Source organism: Flavobacterium sp. LMO6 (assembly GCF_009495795.1).
In the GTDB taxonomy this organism is placed as follows: domain Bacteria; phylum Bacteroidota; class Bacteroidia; order Flavobacteriales; family Flavobacteriaceae; genus Flavobacterium.
The window spans coordinates 128,770-147,574 of the sequence record NZ_WIBH01000003.1 but is presented as its reverse complement, the minus strand read 5'-3'; the positions used below and the strand labels follow the sequence as shown (position 1 = coordinate 147,574).

At 30.7% G+C, this 18,805-nt stretch carries 16 protein-coding genes and 1 pseudogene; all 17 read left to right on the top strand.

From position 1 onward, the window contains the following. Positions 1-683 precede the first annotated feature (683 nt). A pseudogene (locus GFJ99_RS04490) lies at positions 684-791 on the top strand (hypothetical protein); the annotation flags it as partial. A 51-nt stretch (positions 792-842) separates the two neighbouring features. After that, the gene (locus GFJ99_RS04485) at positions 843-2,249 is read left to right on the top strand and encodes a UDP-glucose 6-dehydrogenase (RefSeq protein WP_153207722.1); all 1,407 of its coding nucleotides are present in this window, start codon (positions 843-845) and stop codon (positions 2,247-2,249) included. A 39-nt stretch (positions 2,250-2,288) separates the two neighbouring features. After that, positions 2,289-3,578 carry a nucleotide sugar dehydrogenase gene (locus tag GFJ99_RS04480; RefSeq protein ID WP_153207721.1) on the top strand — a complete coding sequence of 430 codons (1,290 nt, stop codon included), beginning with the start codon at positions 2,289-2,291 and terminating at the stop codon, positions 3,576-3,578. A 96-nt stretch (positions 3,579-3,674) separates the two neighbouring features. Continuing rightward, the gene (locus GFJ99_RS04475; RefSeq protein WP_203228772.1) at positions 3,675-5,468 is read left to right on the top strand and encodes an ABC transporter ATP-binding protein; all 1,794 of its coding nucleotides are present in this window, start codon (positions 3,675-3,677) and stop codon (positions 5,466-5,468) included. 31 nt (positions 5,469-5,499) lie between these two features. Then, complete coding sequence (locus GFJ99_RS04470) at positions 5,500-6,687, top strand: UDP-N-acetylglucosamine 4,6-dehydratase (RefSeq protein WP_153207720.1); 1,188 nt, start codon at positions 5,500-5,502, stop codon at positions 6,685-6,687. A gap of 5 nt (positions 6,688-6,692) precedes the next feature. Next, on the top strand, positions 6,693-7,838 hold the full coding sequence (locus GFJ99_RS04465; RefSeq protein WP_153207719.1) for a LegC family aminotransferase: 1,146 nt from the start codon (positions 6,693-6,695) through the stop codon (positions 7,836-7,838). A 102-nt stretch (positions 7,839-7,940) separates the two neighbouring features. After that, entirely contained in the window at positions 7,941-8,441 is a 501-nt protein-coding gene (locus GFJ99_RS04460; RefSeq protein WP_153207718.1) for a GNAT family N-acetyltransferase, read from the top strand. A 1-nt stretch (position 8,442) separates the two neighbouring features. Beyond that, positions 8,443-9,564: a UDP-N-acetylglucosamine 2-epimerase gene (gene neuC / locus GFJ99_RS04455; RefSeq protein WP_153207717.1), complete on the top strand. Its 1,122-nt coding sequence runs from the start codon at positions 8,443-8,445 to the stop codon at positions 9,562-9,564. Continuing rightward, on the top strand, positions 9,565-10,584 hold the full coding sequence (locus GFJ99_RS04450; RefSeq protein ID WP_153207716.1) for a hypothetical protein: 1,020 nt from the start codon (positions 9,565-9,567) through the stop codon (positions 10,582-10,584). Continuing rightward, complete coding sequence (locus GFJ99_RS04445; protein ID WP_153207715.1) at positions 10,585-11,616, top strand: peptidoglycan bridge formation glycyltransferase FemA/FemB family protein; 1,032 nt, start codon at positions 10,585-10,587, stop codon at positions 11,614-11,616. A 3-nt stretch (positions 11,617-11,619) separates the two neighbouring features. Continuing rightward, on the top strand, positions 11,620-12,627 hold the full coding sequence (neuB, locus tag GFJ99_RS04440) for an N-acetylneuraminate synthase (protein WP_153207714.1): 1,008 nt from the start codon (positions 11,620-11,622) through the stop codon (positions 12,625-12,627). Positions 12,628-12,680: 53 nt separating this feature from the next. Beyond that, positions 12,681-13,703 carry a nucleotidyltransferase family protein gene (locus GFJ99_RS04435; protein ID WP_238990962.1) on the top strand — a complete coding sequence of 341 codons (1,023 nt, stop codon included), beginning with the start codon at positions 12,681-12,683 and terminating at the stop codon, positions 13,701-13,703. Next, a complete protein-coding gene (locus GFJ99_RS04430; protein WP_153207712.1) occupies positions 13,703-14,389 on the top strand; it encodes a cytidylyltransferase domain-containing protein in 687 nt (228 codons plus the stop codon). The genes GFJ99_RS04435 and GFJ99_RS04430 overlap by 1 nt, the downstream gene beginning before the upstream one ends. Next, positions 14,389-15,456 (top strand): polysialyltransferase family glycosyltransferase, encoded by a 1,068-nt coding sequence (locus GFJ99_RS04425; protein ID WP_153207711.1) that lies wholly within the window; start codon positions 14,389-14,391, stop codon positions 15,454-15,456. The genes GFJ99_RS04430 and GFJ99_RS04425 overlap by 1 nt, the downstream gene beginning before the upstream one ends. Further along, positions 15,446-16,324, top strand: coding sequence for a glycosyltransferase (locus GFJ99_RS04420; protein ID WP_153207710.1), 879 nt, complete (start codon positions 15,446-15,448; stop codon positions 16,322-16,324). The genes GFJ99_RS04425 and GFJ99_RS04420 overlap by 11 nt, the downstream gene beginning before the upstream one ends. A gap of 20 nt (positions 16,325-16,344) precedes the next feature. Beyond that, positions 16,345-17,634 (top strand): EpsG family protein, encoded by a 1,290-nt coding sequence (locus GFJ99_RS04415; protein ID WP_153207709.1) that lies wholly within the window; start codon positions 16,345-16,347, stop codon positions 17,632-17,634. Positions 17,635-17,646: 12 nt separating this feature from the next. Beyond that, complete coding sequence (locus tag GFJ99_RS04410; protein WP_153207708.1) at positions 17,647-18,804, top strand: glycosyltransferase; 1,158 nt, start codon at positions 17,647-17,649, stop codon at positions 18,802-18,804. Position 18,805: the final 1 nt, after the last annotated feature.

The window sequence follows — 18,805 nt, the reverse complement described above, 5'->3', positions numbered from 1 at the left end:
GAAAAGTGATAAGTAATAAATAATTCCACGGTCGTCACTTGTAGTTTTTTTTATGAAATTGCCTTAGCTATTTTTTAAAAAGTTTATCGAGAAGAACTGAAAAACCAGGTTGCTATAGTTCTCGATACAATTTTACAAAGCAAAAATTAGCATTTTTCCTTTATAAAATCACTCGAAATGACGGGGGTGAAGGGAAGAGTGAAAAGTGAAAGTGAAAAGTGAAGAGTGAAGAGTAATTCTACGGTCATCATGCTGTAATTTATTAACATCTTTTGTGCACTTTTTAACACAATCATAATCAGCTTTAAAAAACTTATATGCCTTATATGGTTAAAAAAAATAAAAAGTGAAAAGTGATAAGTGAAAAGTGATAAGTGAAAAGTACAAAGGGATAAGTGAAAAGTACAAAGTAAAAAGTGATAAGTAATAAATAATTCCACGGTCGTCACTTGTAGTTTTTTTATGAAATTGCCTTAGCTATTTTTTAAAAAGTTTATCGAGAAGAACTGAAAAACCAGGTTGCTATAGTTCTCGATACAATTTTACAAAGCAAAAATTAGCATTTTTTCTTTATAAAATCACTCGAAATGACGGAGAGAAGTACAAAGTTTAAAGTAAAAATTAAAAAGTATAAAGTATAAAAAAGGGTATTCGTAATATCCACAAACCTTCAACAAAAAAAAATGAATAAAATCGCCATCATCGGACTTGGCTATGTTGGTCTTCCTTTAGCCCGTTTATTTGCTGCTAAATACCCTGTGGTAGGATTCGATATTAATCAAAATCGTATTAAATAATTAAAAGGTGTAAAATTTGAAATAATTTTAAAAATAATTAATAAAATGAACATAACAAAAATTTGTTGTATTGGTGCAGGATACGTTGGTGGTCCTACAATGTCTGTTATTGCTCAAAAATGTCCTAATATTCAGGTTACTGTTGTGGATTTAAATACTGAGAGGATTGCTGCTTGGAATAATTCTGACGAAAAGAATATTCCTATTTATGAGCCTGGTTTAAGCGATATTGTTAAAGAGGTTAGAGGTAAAAATTTATTTTTTTCAACCGATGTTGATAGAGCTATAGATGAGGCTCAATTAATTTTTATTTCTGTGAATACTCCTACTAAAACATATGGTTCAGGTAAAGGAATGGCAGCAGATTTAAAATATATTGAACTTTGTGCAAGACAAATTGCAAGGGTATCTAAAAACAATAAAATAGTTGTTGAAAAATCTACATTACCGGTTAGAACTGCTGAAGCAATAAAAAGCATTTTAGATAATACAGGAAATGGAGTGCAGTTTCAAATTTTATCTAATCCTGAATTTTTAGCTGAAGGAACTGCTATTGCAGATTTATTACAACCAGATAGAGTTTTAATTGGTGGAGATGATTCAGAAGAAGGACAAGAAGCTATAAAGGCATTGGTTGATGTTTATGCCCAATGGGTTTCAAGTGATAGAATTTTAACAACTAATGTTTGGTCGTCTGAATTATCTAAGTTAACTGCTAATGCTTTTTTAGCACAAAGAATTTCATCTATTAATTCGTTATCTGAACTATGTGAAAAGACAGGTGCTGATGTAAATGAAGTGGCAAAAGCTATTGGTATGGATAGTAGAATAGGACCTAAATTTTTAAAATCATCAGTAGGATTTGGAGGTTCTTGTTTTCAAAAGGATATTCTAAACTTAGTCTATATTGCTAAATCCTATGGATTAAATGAAGTTGCAGATTATTGGGAACAAGTAATCATTATGAATGACCACCAAAAGCGACGTTTTGCGAAGAATATTATCAAAACTCTGTATAATACGGTTTCTGGAAAGAAAATCGCATTTTTAGGTTGGGCATTTAAAAAAGATACTAATGATACAAGAGAATCTGCGGCTATTTATGTGGCAGATGATTTGTTGAATGAACAAGCTAATATTAGTGTTTTTGACCCTAAAGTAAGCACAGAGCAAATTCAATCTGATTTGAATTATTTACAATCACGATCAGAAGAAGAAAATTTAAATGGTGTTCGAGTTCATGACAATCCTTATGAAGCATGTAAAGATGCTCATGCAATTGCTATTTTAACGGAATGGGATGAATTTAAAACTTATGATTGGCAAAAAATATACGATGCTATGTTAAAGCCAGCTTTTGTTTTTGACGGAAGAAATATTTTAGATCCAGAAAAAATGCAGGAAATAGGCTTTCAATATTTTAATATAGGTGCTAACCTTTCACTAAGTTAAGGTCTAAGCTTAACAATTTTAAAAAAAAATAATATATTCATGAATAAAATCGCCATCATCGGACTTGGCTATGTAGGTCTTCCTTTAGCCCGTTTATTTGCTACTAAATACCCTGTAGTAGGATTCGATATCAATCAAAATCGTATTCAAGAATTACGTTCGGGTACGGATAGTACTTTAGAAGTTTCTGACGAAATTTTGCAAGCGGTTTTAGTGAATGACAATCCAGTGGCTTCGAGAACCTCAGCCACCGGATTGTATTGTTCGGCTAATTTAAACGACATTCAAGATGCCAATATATACATTGTAACGGTACCTACCCCCGTAGATAAGAACAACCGTCCCGATTTAACGCCACTTTACAAAGCTAGTGAAACGGTAGGTAAGGTTTTGAAAAAAGGAGATATCGTTATTTATGAATCTACGGTATATCCAGGTGCTACAGAAGAAGAATGTATTCCGGTTTTAGAACGTGTTTCTGGGTTGAAATTTAATGTTGATTTCTTTGCAGGATATTCTCCTGAACGCATTAATCCTGGAGATAAAGAACATACCGTTGAAAAAATATTAAAAGTTACTGCGGGTTCTACACCAGAAATTGGAATAAAAGTAAACGATTTGTATCAATCAGTTATTATTGCGGGTACGCATTTAGCACCTACCATTAAGGTAGCTGAAGCTGCCAAAGTAATTGAAAATTCACAACGCGATATTAATATTGCTTTTGTGAATGAATTGGCTAAAATATTCAATTTATTAGATATTGATACCCATGCTGTTTTAGAAGCGGCTGGAACTAAATGGAATTTCTTACCTTTTAAACCTGGTTTAGTTGGTGGCCATTGTATTGGTGTTGATCCTTATTATCTAGCTCAAAAAGCGCAAGAAGCGGGTTATCATCCTGAAATTATCCTAGCAGGTCGTCGTTTAAACGATAGTATGGGTGAATATGTAGCTTCTCAAGTAGTTAAGTTGATGATAAAAAAAGGGATTACAGTAAACGGAGCAAATCTATTGCTTTTAGGGATTACCTTCAAAGAAAATTGCCCAGATGTGCGTAACACTAAAATTGTAGATGTGGTGAGTGCACTTGAAGAATATGGAATACAAGTAACAATTTATGATCCTTGGGCTAACCCAGTAGAAGTAAAGCATGAGTATAATCTTACTTGTCATCCTGAACTTGTTTCAGGAACTAAATACAACGCTATCGTCCTAGGTGTAGCCCATAAAGAATTCCTAAACTTAGATCTAGCTCCTTTAATGCAAGAAAATGCTATAGTGTATGATGTGAAAGGGATATTGAAAAATAGTGATGCCAAGTTGTAGAAATAAAATTAAATAATTCACTGATAATTTTTTATATTATTAGAGTTGTCAAATATTTGTTAATGAACTGTATTTAATTAAATAAAATCAAATAAATTGAAACTACTTATTAGAAAGTTCTTACCCCAGTTTACCTATTTTTACCAAAAGCTAAGATATAGACTGTTTATATTAGTTATTGCTAGCGTTCTTGTAGGGTTATTAGATGGTTTAGGTTTGGCGATGTTTTTACCGCTTATTGAACTTTTTGCTGACGCAAATGCTGTAGTTAGCTCAGAAGGACATGGGAATTTTACTTATCTTTTAAAGGCTTTTGATTCTTTGGGGATAACATTAAATTTAGCTACGGTATTGATCATCATGTTTGTTTTTTTTGTTTTTAAAGGCTTGTCTATTTTTTTAGTTCGTTATTTAAGAGTACTTTATCAACAATATTTTGTTGCAAAAACAAGATTGGATTGTGTAGATGCCTTGTCCAATTATAGTTACGAAGGTTATGTGACGTCTGACGCAGGTGTGATACAAAATGCCCTTACTGGAGAGGCTGATCGGTTGATGCAATCGTTTGTGAATTATACCGATATGATTCAACAATTTATGATGCTGTTGACTTATGTGGTTTTAGCAGTTTTGTCTAGTCCAGAGTTTGCGCTTTTAATTGTAATTGGAGCTGTTTTGTCTAATTTAATTTTTACAACCCTATATAGAAAAACGAAGGTTTTGTCAAAGGAATTGGTGCAAGGGAATAACTCGTTTCAAGGGTATATTATTCAAGCCGTAGTTTTTTTTAAATATTTAAAAGCTACCTCCACGATGCCTATGTATAGTCAATTTTTGAAAAATAAGGTAGTAGATATTGAGAGAACTAATAGAAAAATGGGTGTTTTGAGCAGTGTTATGTTGGGAGCTAAAGAGCCTATAACCATTGGTATAGTGTTGCTAGTCATTTATATTCAAGTCACTTTATTAGAGGGTGTTTTTTCAGCTATAGTTTTAAGTTTACTTTTTTTCTATAGAGGGTTAACAGCTATGAATACTTTACAAAATTCATATAATCAATTCTTAGGTAAAATGGGTTCAATAGAAAATATGAATGCTTTTGTGTTAAATTTAAAAGAGAAAGCTACTAAAACAGGTACTTTACAATTTGAACAACTATTAAGTGATATAGAAGTTAAAGATCTTTCTTTTGCTTATGCTAATGGTGTGCCTATTCTTAAAAGTATTTCCCTAACCATAAAGAAAAACGAATCTATTGCTTTTGTTGGTGAAAGTGGATCAGGTAAAACAACACTTCTTAACCTAATTAGTGGTCTTTTAACACCTACAAATGGATCAATTTATATTGATGGTATAAATACCAATACGCTTAATATAGCAACTTTTCAACAACGCATAGGTTACATAACCCAAGAGCCTGTTCTTTTTGATGATACTATATACAATAATGTAACGCTTTGGAGCCCTAAAACAGCAGAAAACTTAAAAAAATTCAATAAAGCTATTGAACAGTCTAACTTAACGCATTTTTTAGCGCAAACAATAGAAAAAGAAAACACTCCTGTAGGGAGTAATGGGGTTAGCTTAAGTGGTGGTCAAAAACAAAGAATCACTATTGCTAGAGAATTGTTTAAAGAAGTAGATTTCTTATTATTAGATGAAGCTACCTCTGCTTTGGATTCAGAAACCGAAAATACCATTCAGCAAAATATTGAGCAACTCAAAGGTCAGTATACTATAATTACTATAGCGCATCGATTAGCTACCATTAAAAATGCAGACCGTGTTTTTGTATTTGACAAAGGAAGAGTAATCGATTCTGGAAGTTATGAAGAACTTTTAGAACATTCAATAGCATTTAAAAAAATGATTAGTTATCAAAAGGTTTAATTTAAAATACCAATAAAGGCATAATAGTATTATGAATACATTAAATTTGATAGGTAGAGACAAATTATTATTTACTCAAGATATATATCAACACGAGAAACAGCTACAAGATTTAGTTTCTTCTTCAAAATTTCTTGTAATTGGAGGAGCGGGTTCTATAGGGCAAGCCGTTACTAAAGAAATATTTAAAAGAAATCCCCTGAAGCTACATGTGGTGGATATCAGTGAAAATAATATGGTTGAATTGGTTCGTGATATTAGAAGCTCTTTTGGCTATATTGAGGGTGATTTTCAAACTTTTGCTTTAGATATTGGATCTGAAGAGTATGATTCTTTTATAGAAGCAGACGGCAACTATGATTATGTATTAAATCTATCGGCATTAAAACACGTTCGTAGTGAAAAAGATCCATTTACCTTAATGCGCATGATTAATGTAAATATATTCAATACAGACAAAACCATTCAACAATCGATTGCTAAAGGAGTTAAGAAATATTTTTGCGTTTCTACTGATAAAGCAGCCAATCCTGTAAATATGATGGGCGCTTCTAAAAGAATCATGGAAATGTTTCTGATGCGCAGAAGCAAAGAAATTGATATTTCTACTGCTCGTTTTGCAAATGTTGCTTTCTCTGATGGGTCATTGCTTCATGGATTTAATCAAAGAATTATGAAGAGGCAACCTATAGTTGCACCTAATGATATTAAGCGCTATTTTGTGATACCAGAAGAATCAGGGCAATTATGTTTGATGTCTTGTATTTTTGGAGAAAATAGAGATATCTTTTTTCCGAAATTAAGTGAAAGTTTGCATCTTATCACTTTTGCAGATATCGCAGTAAAATACCTAAATGAACTTGGATATCAACCTTTCTTGTGTAAAGATGAAGATGAGGCTAGATTGTTAATGGCAACTTTACCAGCAGAAGGGAAATGGCCTTGTTTATTTACATCAAGTGATACTACCGGAGAAAAAGATTTTGAAGAATTTTTTACTGAAAATGAAGTATTAGATATGAACCGATTTGAAAATTTAGGAGTAATAAAAAACGACTTAAATTTTGAGGAGGAAAAATTGAATTTTTTCACTGATACAATTGGTGCATTAAAGAAAGAAGGAAAGTGGAATAAAGAGCAAATAGTGGACTTGTTTTTCAAGATGATTCCAGGTTTTGGACATAAGGAGACTGGGAAATATTTAGATGCTAAAATGTAATTATAATGACCGATTTTAAATCTTCCATAACGTTTATAAAAGAACTTTTTGATGCTAAGGATTTTATTCCTTTGCATGTTCCTACTTTTTCAGGAAAGGAGAAGGAATACGTCAATCAAACCATAGACAGTACTTTTGTTTCATCTGTTGGTGCTTTTGTAGATCAGTTTGAGCATTCGATGGCTCAAATTTCTAAAACACAAAAAGCAGTAGCCGTGGTAAATGGAACTGCGGGACTTCAAATAGCACTTAAATTAGCTGGTGTTTCCTCAGGTGATGAGGTTATTACACAAGCATTAACCTTTGTGGCTACTGCAAATGCAATTGCTTATAATAATGCCTTTCCGGTTTTTATCGATGTCGATTTAGATACCATGGGATTGTCACCAAAAGCAGTTGAAGCTTTTTTAACTGAGTTTGGAGAGATTAGAGAAAAGGGTTGTTATAATAAAAAAACAGGTCGCAAAATAGCTGCTTGTGTTCCAATGCATACTTTTGGATTTCCAGTTCATTTAGACGAATTAATGGCTGTTTGCACCAAATGGAACATACCTGTAGTCGAAGATGCAGCTGAATCTTTAGGAAGTGAATATAAAGGGAAACCAACGGGCAGTTATGGACAATTGGGTGTTTTTTCATTCAATGGCAATAAAATTGTAACCTGTGGTGGCGGTGGTGCTATAGTTACCAATGACCTAGTGCTAGGAGAGAAAGGGAAGTATTTAACGACAACCGCTAAAATTCCGCATCCTTATGAATATGTGCACGATGAGTTAGGGTATAATTACCGAATGCCTAATTTAAATGCTGCATTAGCTTGTGCGCAGTTAGAGCAATTAGATCATTTTGTTGCAAATAAAAGAGCAACAGCCTTAGCGTATGATGCTTTTTTTAAAACAAAAGGAATCAAGTTTAGAAATGAAAATCCAGATACTAAAGCTAATTATTGGTTGATGTGTGTGGAATTAGAAAATAAAAAGGATAGAGAATTATTCCTAAAAGAAACGAATGAAAATAAAGTAATGACGCGTCCCATTTGGCAGTTAATGTTTCGATTGCCGATGTATGCCGATTGTCAGCGTGATGCGCAAATCAATGCTTTGTTTTTAGAAGAACGAGTAGTAAATATTCCTAGTAGTGTAAGGTTTTAAAAATACTACAGATTTTTCATTAGGCAGGTTTGCAAAAAACCTAAAGACTAAATTACCTTTAGGTAACAATTAAATTTATTAATCAAGTAACTGCGAATTATTATGATAACAGCAAAGCGAGCGTCTAAAGATGATTTTGAGTCTTATTTTTTTTTAAAATCTGATGAAGAAAATATTTTATGGTCTGGACATTCTTCAGCACCTGTTAAGGAAAGACTTTTTGATTGGTACATAAAAAATATTAATAGAAAAGATCGATATTTTTTTCTTTTTTTTGATGAATATTCGTCAAGTAGATCAATTGGTTATTTATATTTAGATATTATTGGAGACTTTGATAACATAATTGAATTAGGTTACGGAGTGCATAGTGATTATAAAGGCAAAGGATATGGAACACAAATAATAAAATTTGCTAAAGATTTTGCAATGAACGATTTAATATTTATAAAACATTTTCAAGCTTGGATTGCATCTGATAATATAGGGTCAATAAGAGTGGTTTTAAAAAATTATTTTCAAAAGACTGATGAAACTAAGTATGTGAAATTTGGAGATGGTTCTGAAAAGTTATTTGAAAAATATATGATTGATATTCATTAATATGAATAAGTGTAAAATATGTGTCATCACAGCCGCAAGGTCAGAATATGGTCTTTTACGATGGTTAATTGATGAATTGTACCATGATACTGAATTAGAATTACAGTTAATAGTTACAGGTACTCACTTGTCTGCTCAATATGGAAATACACTCAGCGAAATCGAATCTGATGGGTATCCGATTGCAATGAAAGTTGATATGAATCTTAAAGTTGACACTACTAATGATATTGCTAAATCGATGGGCAATTGCAGTGTTGGAATGGCTGAGGCTTTTCAAACATTAAAACCAGATATTGTTGTAGTTTTAGGTGATAGATATGAATTATTGCCAATTTGCAATACGGCACTTATTATGAATATTCCAATTGCTCACATTTCGGGTGGAGATATAACAGAGGGAGCAATCGATGATAAAATTCGAAACGCAGTATCAATGATGTCAACGCTACATTTTCCTGGCGTCGAAGATTCGGCTAATAACCTACGTCGTATGTGTGGTAACAAAAATATCTTCGTAGCTGGTGAACCTGGTTTAGAAAACTTTTTACGTCTTGAGTTAATGAGTCGAGAAGTTTTAGCAGATAGTCTTTCTATTGATGCTAATAAAAAATGGATTTTAGTTACACAGCATTCAGAAACTACAATAAGTATTCAAGAAAATTTGCTAATGGCAAAAAATATAATTGAAGCATTGAAAACATTAGAAGACTATGAATTCATAATAACAAAATCAAACGCAGATTCAGGTGGAAATGATATTAATATTTATTTTGAGAAAATTTGTTCTGAAGATTCTCGTTTTAAATTATTTGCATCGCTCGGTCAATTACGTTATTTGAGTTTTATGAAAGAAGCTGACTTTTTAATTGGAAATTCTTCAAGTGGAATAGTAGAAGCACCTTATTTATCAAAACCGGTTATCAATATTGGAGAACGACAAACGGGAAGATACATGTCTAATAATATTATCTCTGCTAGTGGTTTCGATTCTTCAGTTTTTAATGCCGTTGAAATGGTTCAATCTTTGAAATGGCGTAGTTTACTGAAAGAAGACTACTATTATGGAGATGGAATGTCAGCAAAAAAAATAAAAGATATAATAAAAATTTTTTTAAATTAAATGCAAAAAGTAATTGGAGGTGAATTTGATATTGATTTAGCTAAAATCGGAACAAAGTATTCGCTAAATAATGCGCATGTTTTTTCCTCTGGTAGAGCAGCATTATATCATATTTTAAAACTTCTCTCTACTTATAATAAATTTACGAAAGTATTACTGCCAGATTATTTATGCGAATCAGTTATAGATGCTGTTAGAAGATCAAAATTTGAAATTGAATTTTATAATATAAATAGTGACTTATCAATTGATTTGGAAAGCTTACAAAAAAAGTGTTGCGATTCATCTATTGTACTGTTAATTAATTATTTTGGATGTGTTGATATTGCCCAACAAATAAAAATGGTTCGTGCTATAAAAAGTAGTAGTTGTGTAATTGCAGATAATGTTCAAGGTTATTATGCAATGTCAGAATCAAATGAAGCAGATTTTTCTTTTACAAGTTTGCGTAAAATTTTTCCGGTTCCTGATGGAGCAATTGTTGAAACTTCTGTAAATGGGTTAGAAATATTAACGAGAGAAAACACATTTGTTGCTAGTAAAATTGCAGGAGGAATTTTAAAGCATTATGCAAAAAAAAATATAATAGATGACTTTTTATATCTTGATTTTTTTAATAAAGGAGAACAAGGTATCAATGAAAATTATGACGCTAGGGTAAGTGATTTTTCAAAATTAATTTTTGGAAATCTAGATTTTGATGCAATATCTAACCGGAGAAAAGATAATGCAACTTTTGTTTTGGAATGTTTAAAACAAATGACAATTAAACCAATAATTTCAAATATCGAAAATTACACACCTCTTTTTATCCCAATTAGAATTAAAAATAGAGATGAGATTCGGAAAAAAATGTTTTCAAAAAACATATTTTGTCCTATTCATTGGCCAGAACCAAAAGGATTAAATTTATTTCGTTCAAATGAATTAGCAAAGTCAGAGCTTTCACTTGTAATAGATCAGAGATACAATAAAGAAGATATGAAAAGTATGTTAGATATTCTTGATAAATTCCAATAAATGAAGTATGAATTAACAAAAGATTGGACTAAATATTTGGCTTATTTTCCTGTTGATAAAATAGATGTATACTTTTGGCCACAATATGCAAAGTTATATGAATCTGAAACGGAAGAAGCGGTTTGTTTTGCATGTAAAAATGAAAATAATGTTTTTCTTTTTCCAATTCTTAAACGTGTATTTCAGTTTAATAATCATCAATACTTTGATTTTGAAACAGCTTATGGTTATGGCGGGCCTATAGCAAATACTGATGATGTTGGCTTTTTTTTGAAGGCATTACAATTGTTTTTTAATTATTGTAAAGACAATGACTTTATTTGTGGCTTTACAAGGTTTCATCCGTTACTTAAAAATAGTAATCAATTTAATACTGTTGGTCAATTACTTTTTGATAGAAATACAGTTGCTATTGATTTGACTAAACCCGAAGATGAAATTTGGATGAATTCTCTTGCAGTAAAAAACCGAAGTACAATAAAAAAATCAATTAAAAGTGAATTATATTTTGAAGCTGATTATGCTTTTAAATATCTTGATGACTTTATAAATTTATATAATAATACTATGAAAAAATTAGATGCTGATGATTTTTTTATATTTGAAAGGGAATACTATAAGAACTGGATTCAAAATATTCCTAACAGTTTTCTTGGTGTAGTTTTGAAAGATAGAAAAGTTATTTCAGCAGCAATTTTCTTTTACTCAAATACTTTTGGTCATTACCACCTTGCGGGAAGTAACTCAAATTATTTATCATTAAATCCAAATAATTTTATGATTTGGGAAGGTTTAAAAGAGTTGAAAAAAAAGGATGTTAAATTTCTTCATTTAGGAGGGGGTAGTAATGGTGATTCTGAAAATTCATTATTAAGTTTTAAATCCAGGTTTTCCCCATTAAGATTTGACTTCAATATTGGTAAAATGATTTTTAATCATGAAATTTATGAGCAAGTTTGCAAGGAATGGGAGTCAAATAATCCTGATAAAGCAATAAAATTTAAAAGTTTACTATTAAAATATAAATATTAAGACATGGGAGTTTACATAATTGCAGAAGCAGGAGTAAATCATAACGGAGATATTCGATTAGCTAAGAAACTGTGTGAAGCTGCAAAACAAGCAGGTGTTGATGCGGTAAAATTTCAAACTTGGAAAACTGAAAATATTGTTACTCAAGAAGCTCCTTTAGCTGCATATCAAGAACAAAATATTAGCTCAAAAGGGGATTCTCAGTTTGAAATGCTTAAAAAATTAGAATTGAGTTATGATGATTTTGTGGAATTACAAAATTATTGTGAGACAATTGGAGTGCGATTTCTTTCAACTCCTGACGATGAAGAAAGTCTAGAATTTTTATCTGGATTAAACTTGGATTTTATCAAAATAGGATCGGGAGAAGTTAATAATATTCCTTATCTAAGAAAAATAGGTGCTAAAAAACAACCGGTTATTTTATCAACAGGAATGTCATTTTTAGGAGATGTAGAGCGTGCATACAATATACTATTAGAATCTGGTGCATCGTCTGTAAAACTTTTACATTGTACTTCAAACTATCCATGTCCTATGAATGAAGTAAATTTGAATGCCATGTTAACTTTGAAAGCCGCATTTAAATGTGAAGTTGGCTATTCAGATCATACCTTAGGTATAGAAGTTCCTATTGCAGCAGTTGCACTAGGGGCAACAATAATTGAAAAGCATTTTACTCTAGATAAAAATATGGATGGTCCAGATCATAAGGCTTCATTGGATCCAGAAGAATTAAAAGAAATGGTGCGATCAATCCGTAATATCGAAATTGCTCTTGGCAACGGTATTAAATGTCCAAATAACTCTGAAACCGAGACATCAAAAGTGGTTTGGAAGTCTATAGTAGCTGCAAAAATAATTGAAAAAGGAAGTGTTTTTACAGAAGAAAATCTAACAGTAAAAAGAACTGGAGAAGGAATTCCAGCTAGTTTTTGGGATATGGTTGTAGGTAAAAAAGCAAATCGTACTTTCATAATAGATGAAATAATAAGTGTCGAATCACATTAAATAATTAATTATGTTTAAAAAAAAACAAAATGGGAAATTATAAAATTCATTTATTGTCTTCACAAAGCACTATTAAACAAGCTTTAATTCAACTTAATATTTTAGCTAAAGATGCCATCCTTTTTATTGTAGATCAGGAAGAAAAACTCATAGGTGCTCTGACTGATGGTGATGTTCGTCGTGGATTAATTAAAGGAATTGGAATTGACGACAAAGTGGATTCAATTATTCAAGGAAATCCAAAGTACATTCGAAAAGGAGAGCGTGATATCAATAAAGTAATTGAATATAGAGAAGGGCATTTTCGAATTTTACCTGTAATTGATAAACATGACATAGTTGTTAATGTTATCAATTTCAGTGAAATTCGTTCTTATTTGCCCGTTGATGCCGTAATTATGGCAGGTGGAAGAGGACAACGGCTACAGCCATTGACGGATACTACGCCCAAACCACTCTTAAAAGTAGGAGGTAAAGCTATTATGGAACACAATGTCGATCGCTTGGCATTGTATGGCATTGATGATTTTTGGTTTTCAGTTAACTATTTAGGCGAACAAATTGAATCTCATTTTGGAAATGGGAATCATAACAATATACATATTGATTATGTTTGGGAGGATGAACCTTTAGGAACTATTGGGGCGGTTTCAAAAATCACTAACTTTTCGCATGATTATGTTTTAGTAATGAATTCAGATCTATTGACCAATTTGGATTACGAACATTTTTACCTTGATTTTATTCATCAGGATGCTGATTTTTCTGTAGTAACCATACCTTATACTATTAGTGTACCCTATGCGGTTTTAGAAACTGAAAATGATCAAATAAAAAGTTTTAAGGAAAAACCGACTTACACCTATTATTCAAATGGAGGAATATATTTAATGAAAAAATCTGTTCTTGATTTTTTACCAAAGGAAGCTCATTTTAATGCTACTGATTTAATGGAAAAATTAATCAAAGAAAATAAAAAAGTAGTTTCCTATCCCCTCTTAGGATATTGGTTGGATATTGGTAAACACGAAGATTTTGAAAAGGCACAAATAGATATAAAACACATTAAGTTTTAATGAAACCATTGATTATAATCCCAGCAAGAGGTGGGTCTAAGGGAGTTCCTAGAAAGAATATTAAATTATTAAATAGCATTCCTTTAATTCATTACACTATTAAAGCCGCTCAACAATTATTTGATAATACATTAATTTGTGTTTCTACAGACGATGAAGAAATTAAAAAAGTTGCAGAACAAACAGATTTAGTTGTCCCTTTTTTAAGACCAAATGAATTAGCGTCAGATAATTCTGGTACTTATGAAGTTTTGCTACATGCTATTGATTTTTATAAAAAAAATGGATATGAAGCGGATACAATAATACTATTACAACCAACCTCCCCATTTAGAACATCATTTCATATTGAGGAGGCATTGAAATTATATTCAAATGAAATTGATATGGTTGTCTCGGTTAAAGAAACAAAATCTAATCCTTATTACATTCTTTTTGAAGAAAATGAGAGTGGGTTTTTGATAAAATCAAAAGAAGCAACTTTTACAAGAAGACAGGACTGTCCAAAAGTATGGGAGTTTAATGGTGCTATATACATTATTAATATAGCATCTTTAAAAAAAAATACGATAGGTGAATTCAAAAAGGTAATTAAATATGAAATGGATGAGTTTTCATCTCATGATATTGATACGTTATTTGATTGGGATATGGCAGAATTAATTATAAAATATAACGTAAAATAATGAAGTATATATTTACAATTCATTCCCCTATAACATACTTTTCTGCATGTACTATTATTTTTCAAGAAAAGATACAGCATGAAGATGTAATTATTATTACTGATGGATATAAAGTTCCGATTACAATTGGTAAAGTTGTAGAATCTTATCAACAAAATGAAAAGAGCGCTTGGCAAAAAATTAAAAATAGAAATATTGTTAAGGCATATGATAATTATATTCACGCAATTACAGATGGTAAAGAATTTATTGCATATGTTGATTTGATGCATGCTTACCAACGTATTATTATAACAAATTCAAAATGTATCAGTTTTAATTTTATAGAAGAAGGATTGGCAAGTTATGTGGTTCCTGATAATTTATTTTTCATTACCAATGGAGTCAATCAATTAGGTTTTAGAAATAAAAATTTTAAAGACTATATTTTATCCTTCACTCGAGTAATTAGAGGAGTAAATATACGAATGTTAAGTTTGCCGTTTAATCCGCAAGCCTATGGTTATATTGACAGTGTTAAATTTTATACTTTTTCCCAACATGGTTTTCCAGGAGTACTTAATGACAAAAAAACCATACTGAATCCAAATACTATTGATGCTGTTTTTTTTGAAAAATTTGATTACAATAAACTTGATAACTCAATTATTTGGATTGAAGAATCATTCCCCAAAGCATATGGACTTTCTGATGAAAATTATTGCAATGCTATTCAAGAAGTAATAGATTCTCTTCAAGAAAGCAAACAAAAAATATTTGTTAAGCTTCGCCCAAAAAGTGAAGAGAAAAAATCTTTATTAGTTGAAATGTTAAAAAAAAATGGTTTAGTTATAGAAATAATACCTAACAATATTTTAGCTGAAATTCTTTTTATCAACTGTAAAAATTTAAAAGTTATAGGACTTGTATCTTCTTTGCTTTTTTATGCTACTATTTTTGGACATAAATCTTTATCATTTTATACTGTTTTAAAAGATAAGCCTGAAACGGTTTTTGATAAAATAAAATTTTATTGGGATGTTGTTAAAAGTATTAAAGTTAATAAATCAATTAATAATGATAAGTAAATTAATCAAACAACTTGTACAGCTACGAAACGCCATCATTTATAATAAATGGGATTTTTTAGCCAAATTCAATCACTCCTTATTTAAGGTTAATTCAGAAGCTCAATTTGTAGTATCGATTGCAAGTTATCCTAAACGTGCTCATTTATTACCTGCCGTTTTTGAAGCGCTTAATACTCAAAAAGTAGTGCCTCAGAAATGGATATTGGTTTTATCCGAAGAAGAGTGGCCTGCATTAATATTACCAAGTTATTTGAATAAGTTAGTTAAAAGAGGTATTGAAATTGTATGGGTACAGCAGAATACATTTGCGGTAAAAAAACTTGTCCCAGTAATTGAAAAATATCCTGATTTAGGAATCATCACATTAGATGATGATATAATTTATCACAAAAACTTAATTCAAGGTATATTGAAACAGAAATCCCAAAACCCAAAAGCGATAATAGGATATGTAGGTAAAGTAATGGTAAAAAAAGAAAGTCAATTGCATATGTATTACCGAGAAAAGAATGCAGCAAATAGCAAAACACCTTCAAATCAAGTGTATTTAATTGGTTGGGGAGGAATTTATTATCCTCCATATAGTTTGCATGAAAAAGTTCTAAATATGAAAGAAATTAATAGAATAGTTCCTGGAAGAGGTTCTGATATTTGGTTTTGGGCTGCAGCAATTGCAAATGGTACAAGTCAGTTATGTATAGGCCTGCCTGTTGATTACAATTTAGGAATAGCAATTCCTCAAAATAATCAAACCAAGCCAAAAGACCGACCTAAAACAGATGTGTTATTAGATCGTTTTCAAATGACCATAGACTATTTTGGTATTAGAGAAAAATTATTAGCGAATTTACCCAATCAAGACTAATTTCGAATTTTAATAGACCTATGGATAATACGCAAAAAGGATATCTTATTTTGTTAATGTTTATTTCTCCTCTATTGGGATTGATAACTTTTTTAAAAAGCAAAAATGAAAAGATTTTGTTGTTTTTCGGGGTTTTCTTTTTTGGAGTTGCGGGTAGTTTGTATATTTATGCTCCAGGTTCTGATGGTGAAGAACATTTACGCGGTGCTATTCATAATTATATGGATATGTCGTTTAGGGTTTTTATAGGTCAGTTTTATGATTTACTTACTTTGAATTCAACTTCAGGAGCGAAAGATATTTATTTGCATTGTATTTCGTTTGTTTCGGCTTCCCTTTTTGGAATACCCGAATTGATTCATGTTTTTGCAGGTTTAATTTTAGGGTATTTTTTTTCAAAATCTGTATTACTTATTTTAAAAGATAATTTGACTATAAAAAAAAGTAGCGTTTTAATAGGGCTTATTATCATATTGTTAATGTTTAGGAGTTTAGGAGCGATGAACTCCATACGAATGTGGACGGGAATGTGGGTGTTTTTTTACGGCACCTTCAGTTATGCAACAAGTAAAGAGAAGAAGTATCTATTTGTAGTTTTATTTTCAATAGTGGTTCATTTTTCTTATGTGATTGTTTTGCTACCATTTCTCACCGCTTATTTTTTTAGAAAAAGAACTTATGCTCTTACTCTTTTTTATTTGCTTTCATTTGGCCTTACCTTAAATTTTGCAAGTATAAGTAATTTAATTCCGAAAACCAGTATGTTAGAAAGTCAGCAAAGTGCAAATGTGATAACTTCTGATGATGATGCTAAACGTTTTGCAGAACGAGGTGAAAGGAGTTCAAAAGTAAATCAAAACTTTTACGTCAAATATGGTGAAGGGTTTTTTAAATCTTTTGTTATAGTAGGTTTATCTTTTATTTTATTGTTCTTTTTTATTAGTAAAAATGCAGACGATCGTTTTAATTTTCTCATGGCATCTGGGATGGGTTTATATTCATTTTCTAATTTGGTTACGTTTTCACCTGCATTATCAGGCAGAATTAGCACAATTGGAGCACTTTTTATTCTTGCCGCCGCTATTCATTTTCTTCTCACCATTAAAAATTATAATCTTACACAAAGAAAAATTAAACTACTTAATAAAGGTTTAATTATATTTATAGTATTTTCTATTCCCATGGTATTGTTTCAGATTTCATACCTAATTCAAATGCTGAGTTTTTTCTCACTAGTTTTAGCTCCAATTTCATGGTTTATTGGCGATACAGATTTTTCAATTCGAGATGGTTTAGGTTATTTTTTTTAATACATATATACAATGAACATCGCTTTAGTTTTATCACAAAATTTTGATCCCGATGCCGGAGGGGTACAACGAACCACTTCTAAATTAGCTAAAATTTATCAATCTAAAAACCAATATGTTGTCATAATCTCGGTTGGAAATCATTTAACGCAAAAAGAATATTATGATGGAATTGCACTTTATTACATAAATTTTAAAGAGGTAAATCAATTAAAAAATGTTTTGCATGATGAAAAAATTACCTGTATTATCAATCAAGTTGGCTATTCCGTTAGTCTGACCAAATTGATTTTAAAAAACAAACCACTTCAATCCAAATTAATAAATACCTTAAGAATTAACCCACTTAACTTTTATGATAATCATCAAAATTTAATCGAGGAACTTTTCAATAGAAAAAAAATCACCTTTTTAAATACGTTGCTTACTAGAAAAATAATTTTAGGTTATCATATAATAAAGCAAAAACTTGAACTGAGATTTATAGTTAAAAACACGGATGCTTTTGTTCTGTTGTCCGAAAAGTTTAAACCTGAATTATTTTTTTTAGTTCCGTCATTAAAAAAATATAATCACAAGATTCATGGTATTGGTAATCCATTTCAACGTCCTGATATCGATTTAAATACAATACAAAAAGAAAATATTGTTTTATTTGTTGGACGTTTAAATATTCCACAAAAGCGAGTAGATTTGTTGCTTCAAATTTGGAAGAAGCTTCATGAAGAGTTTCCTGATTGGCGATTTTGGATTTTAGGTGAAGGAGAAGAAAAGAAAAAAATGGAGCAATTTTGTAAAGATAATCAATTGGATCGAATTACTTTTTTTGGAAAAGTAAATCCTAATGAATATTATAAAAAAGCTAAACTATTTCACATGACTTCTGCTTTTGAAGGATTTGGTAATGTTTTGATTGAAGCTCAAAGTTATGGATGTTTGCCTATGCTGTTTGATTCGTATGCTGCAGCATCTGATATAGTGTGGCATAATAGAAATGGAGTAGTAATTCAACCATTTGATGTGGAAGATTATGTAGTACAAACTAAAAATTTAATGAACAATCCAGATAAAATTTCAGAATTAGCTATACATGCCTACGAAAATGTTTTACGATTTTCTTATGAAGAAACGTATTTGAAATGGAAAAAAGTATTTAATTCTTTAAAGTAAT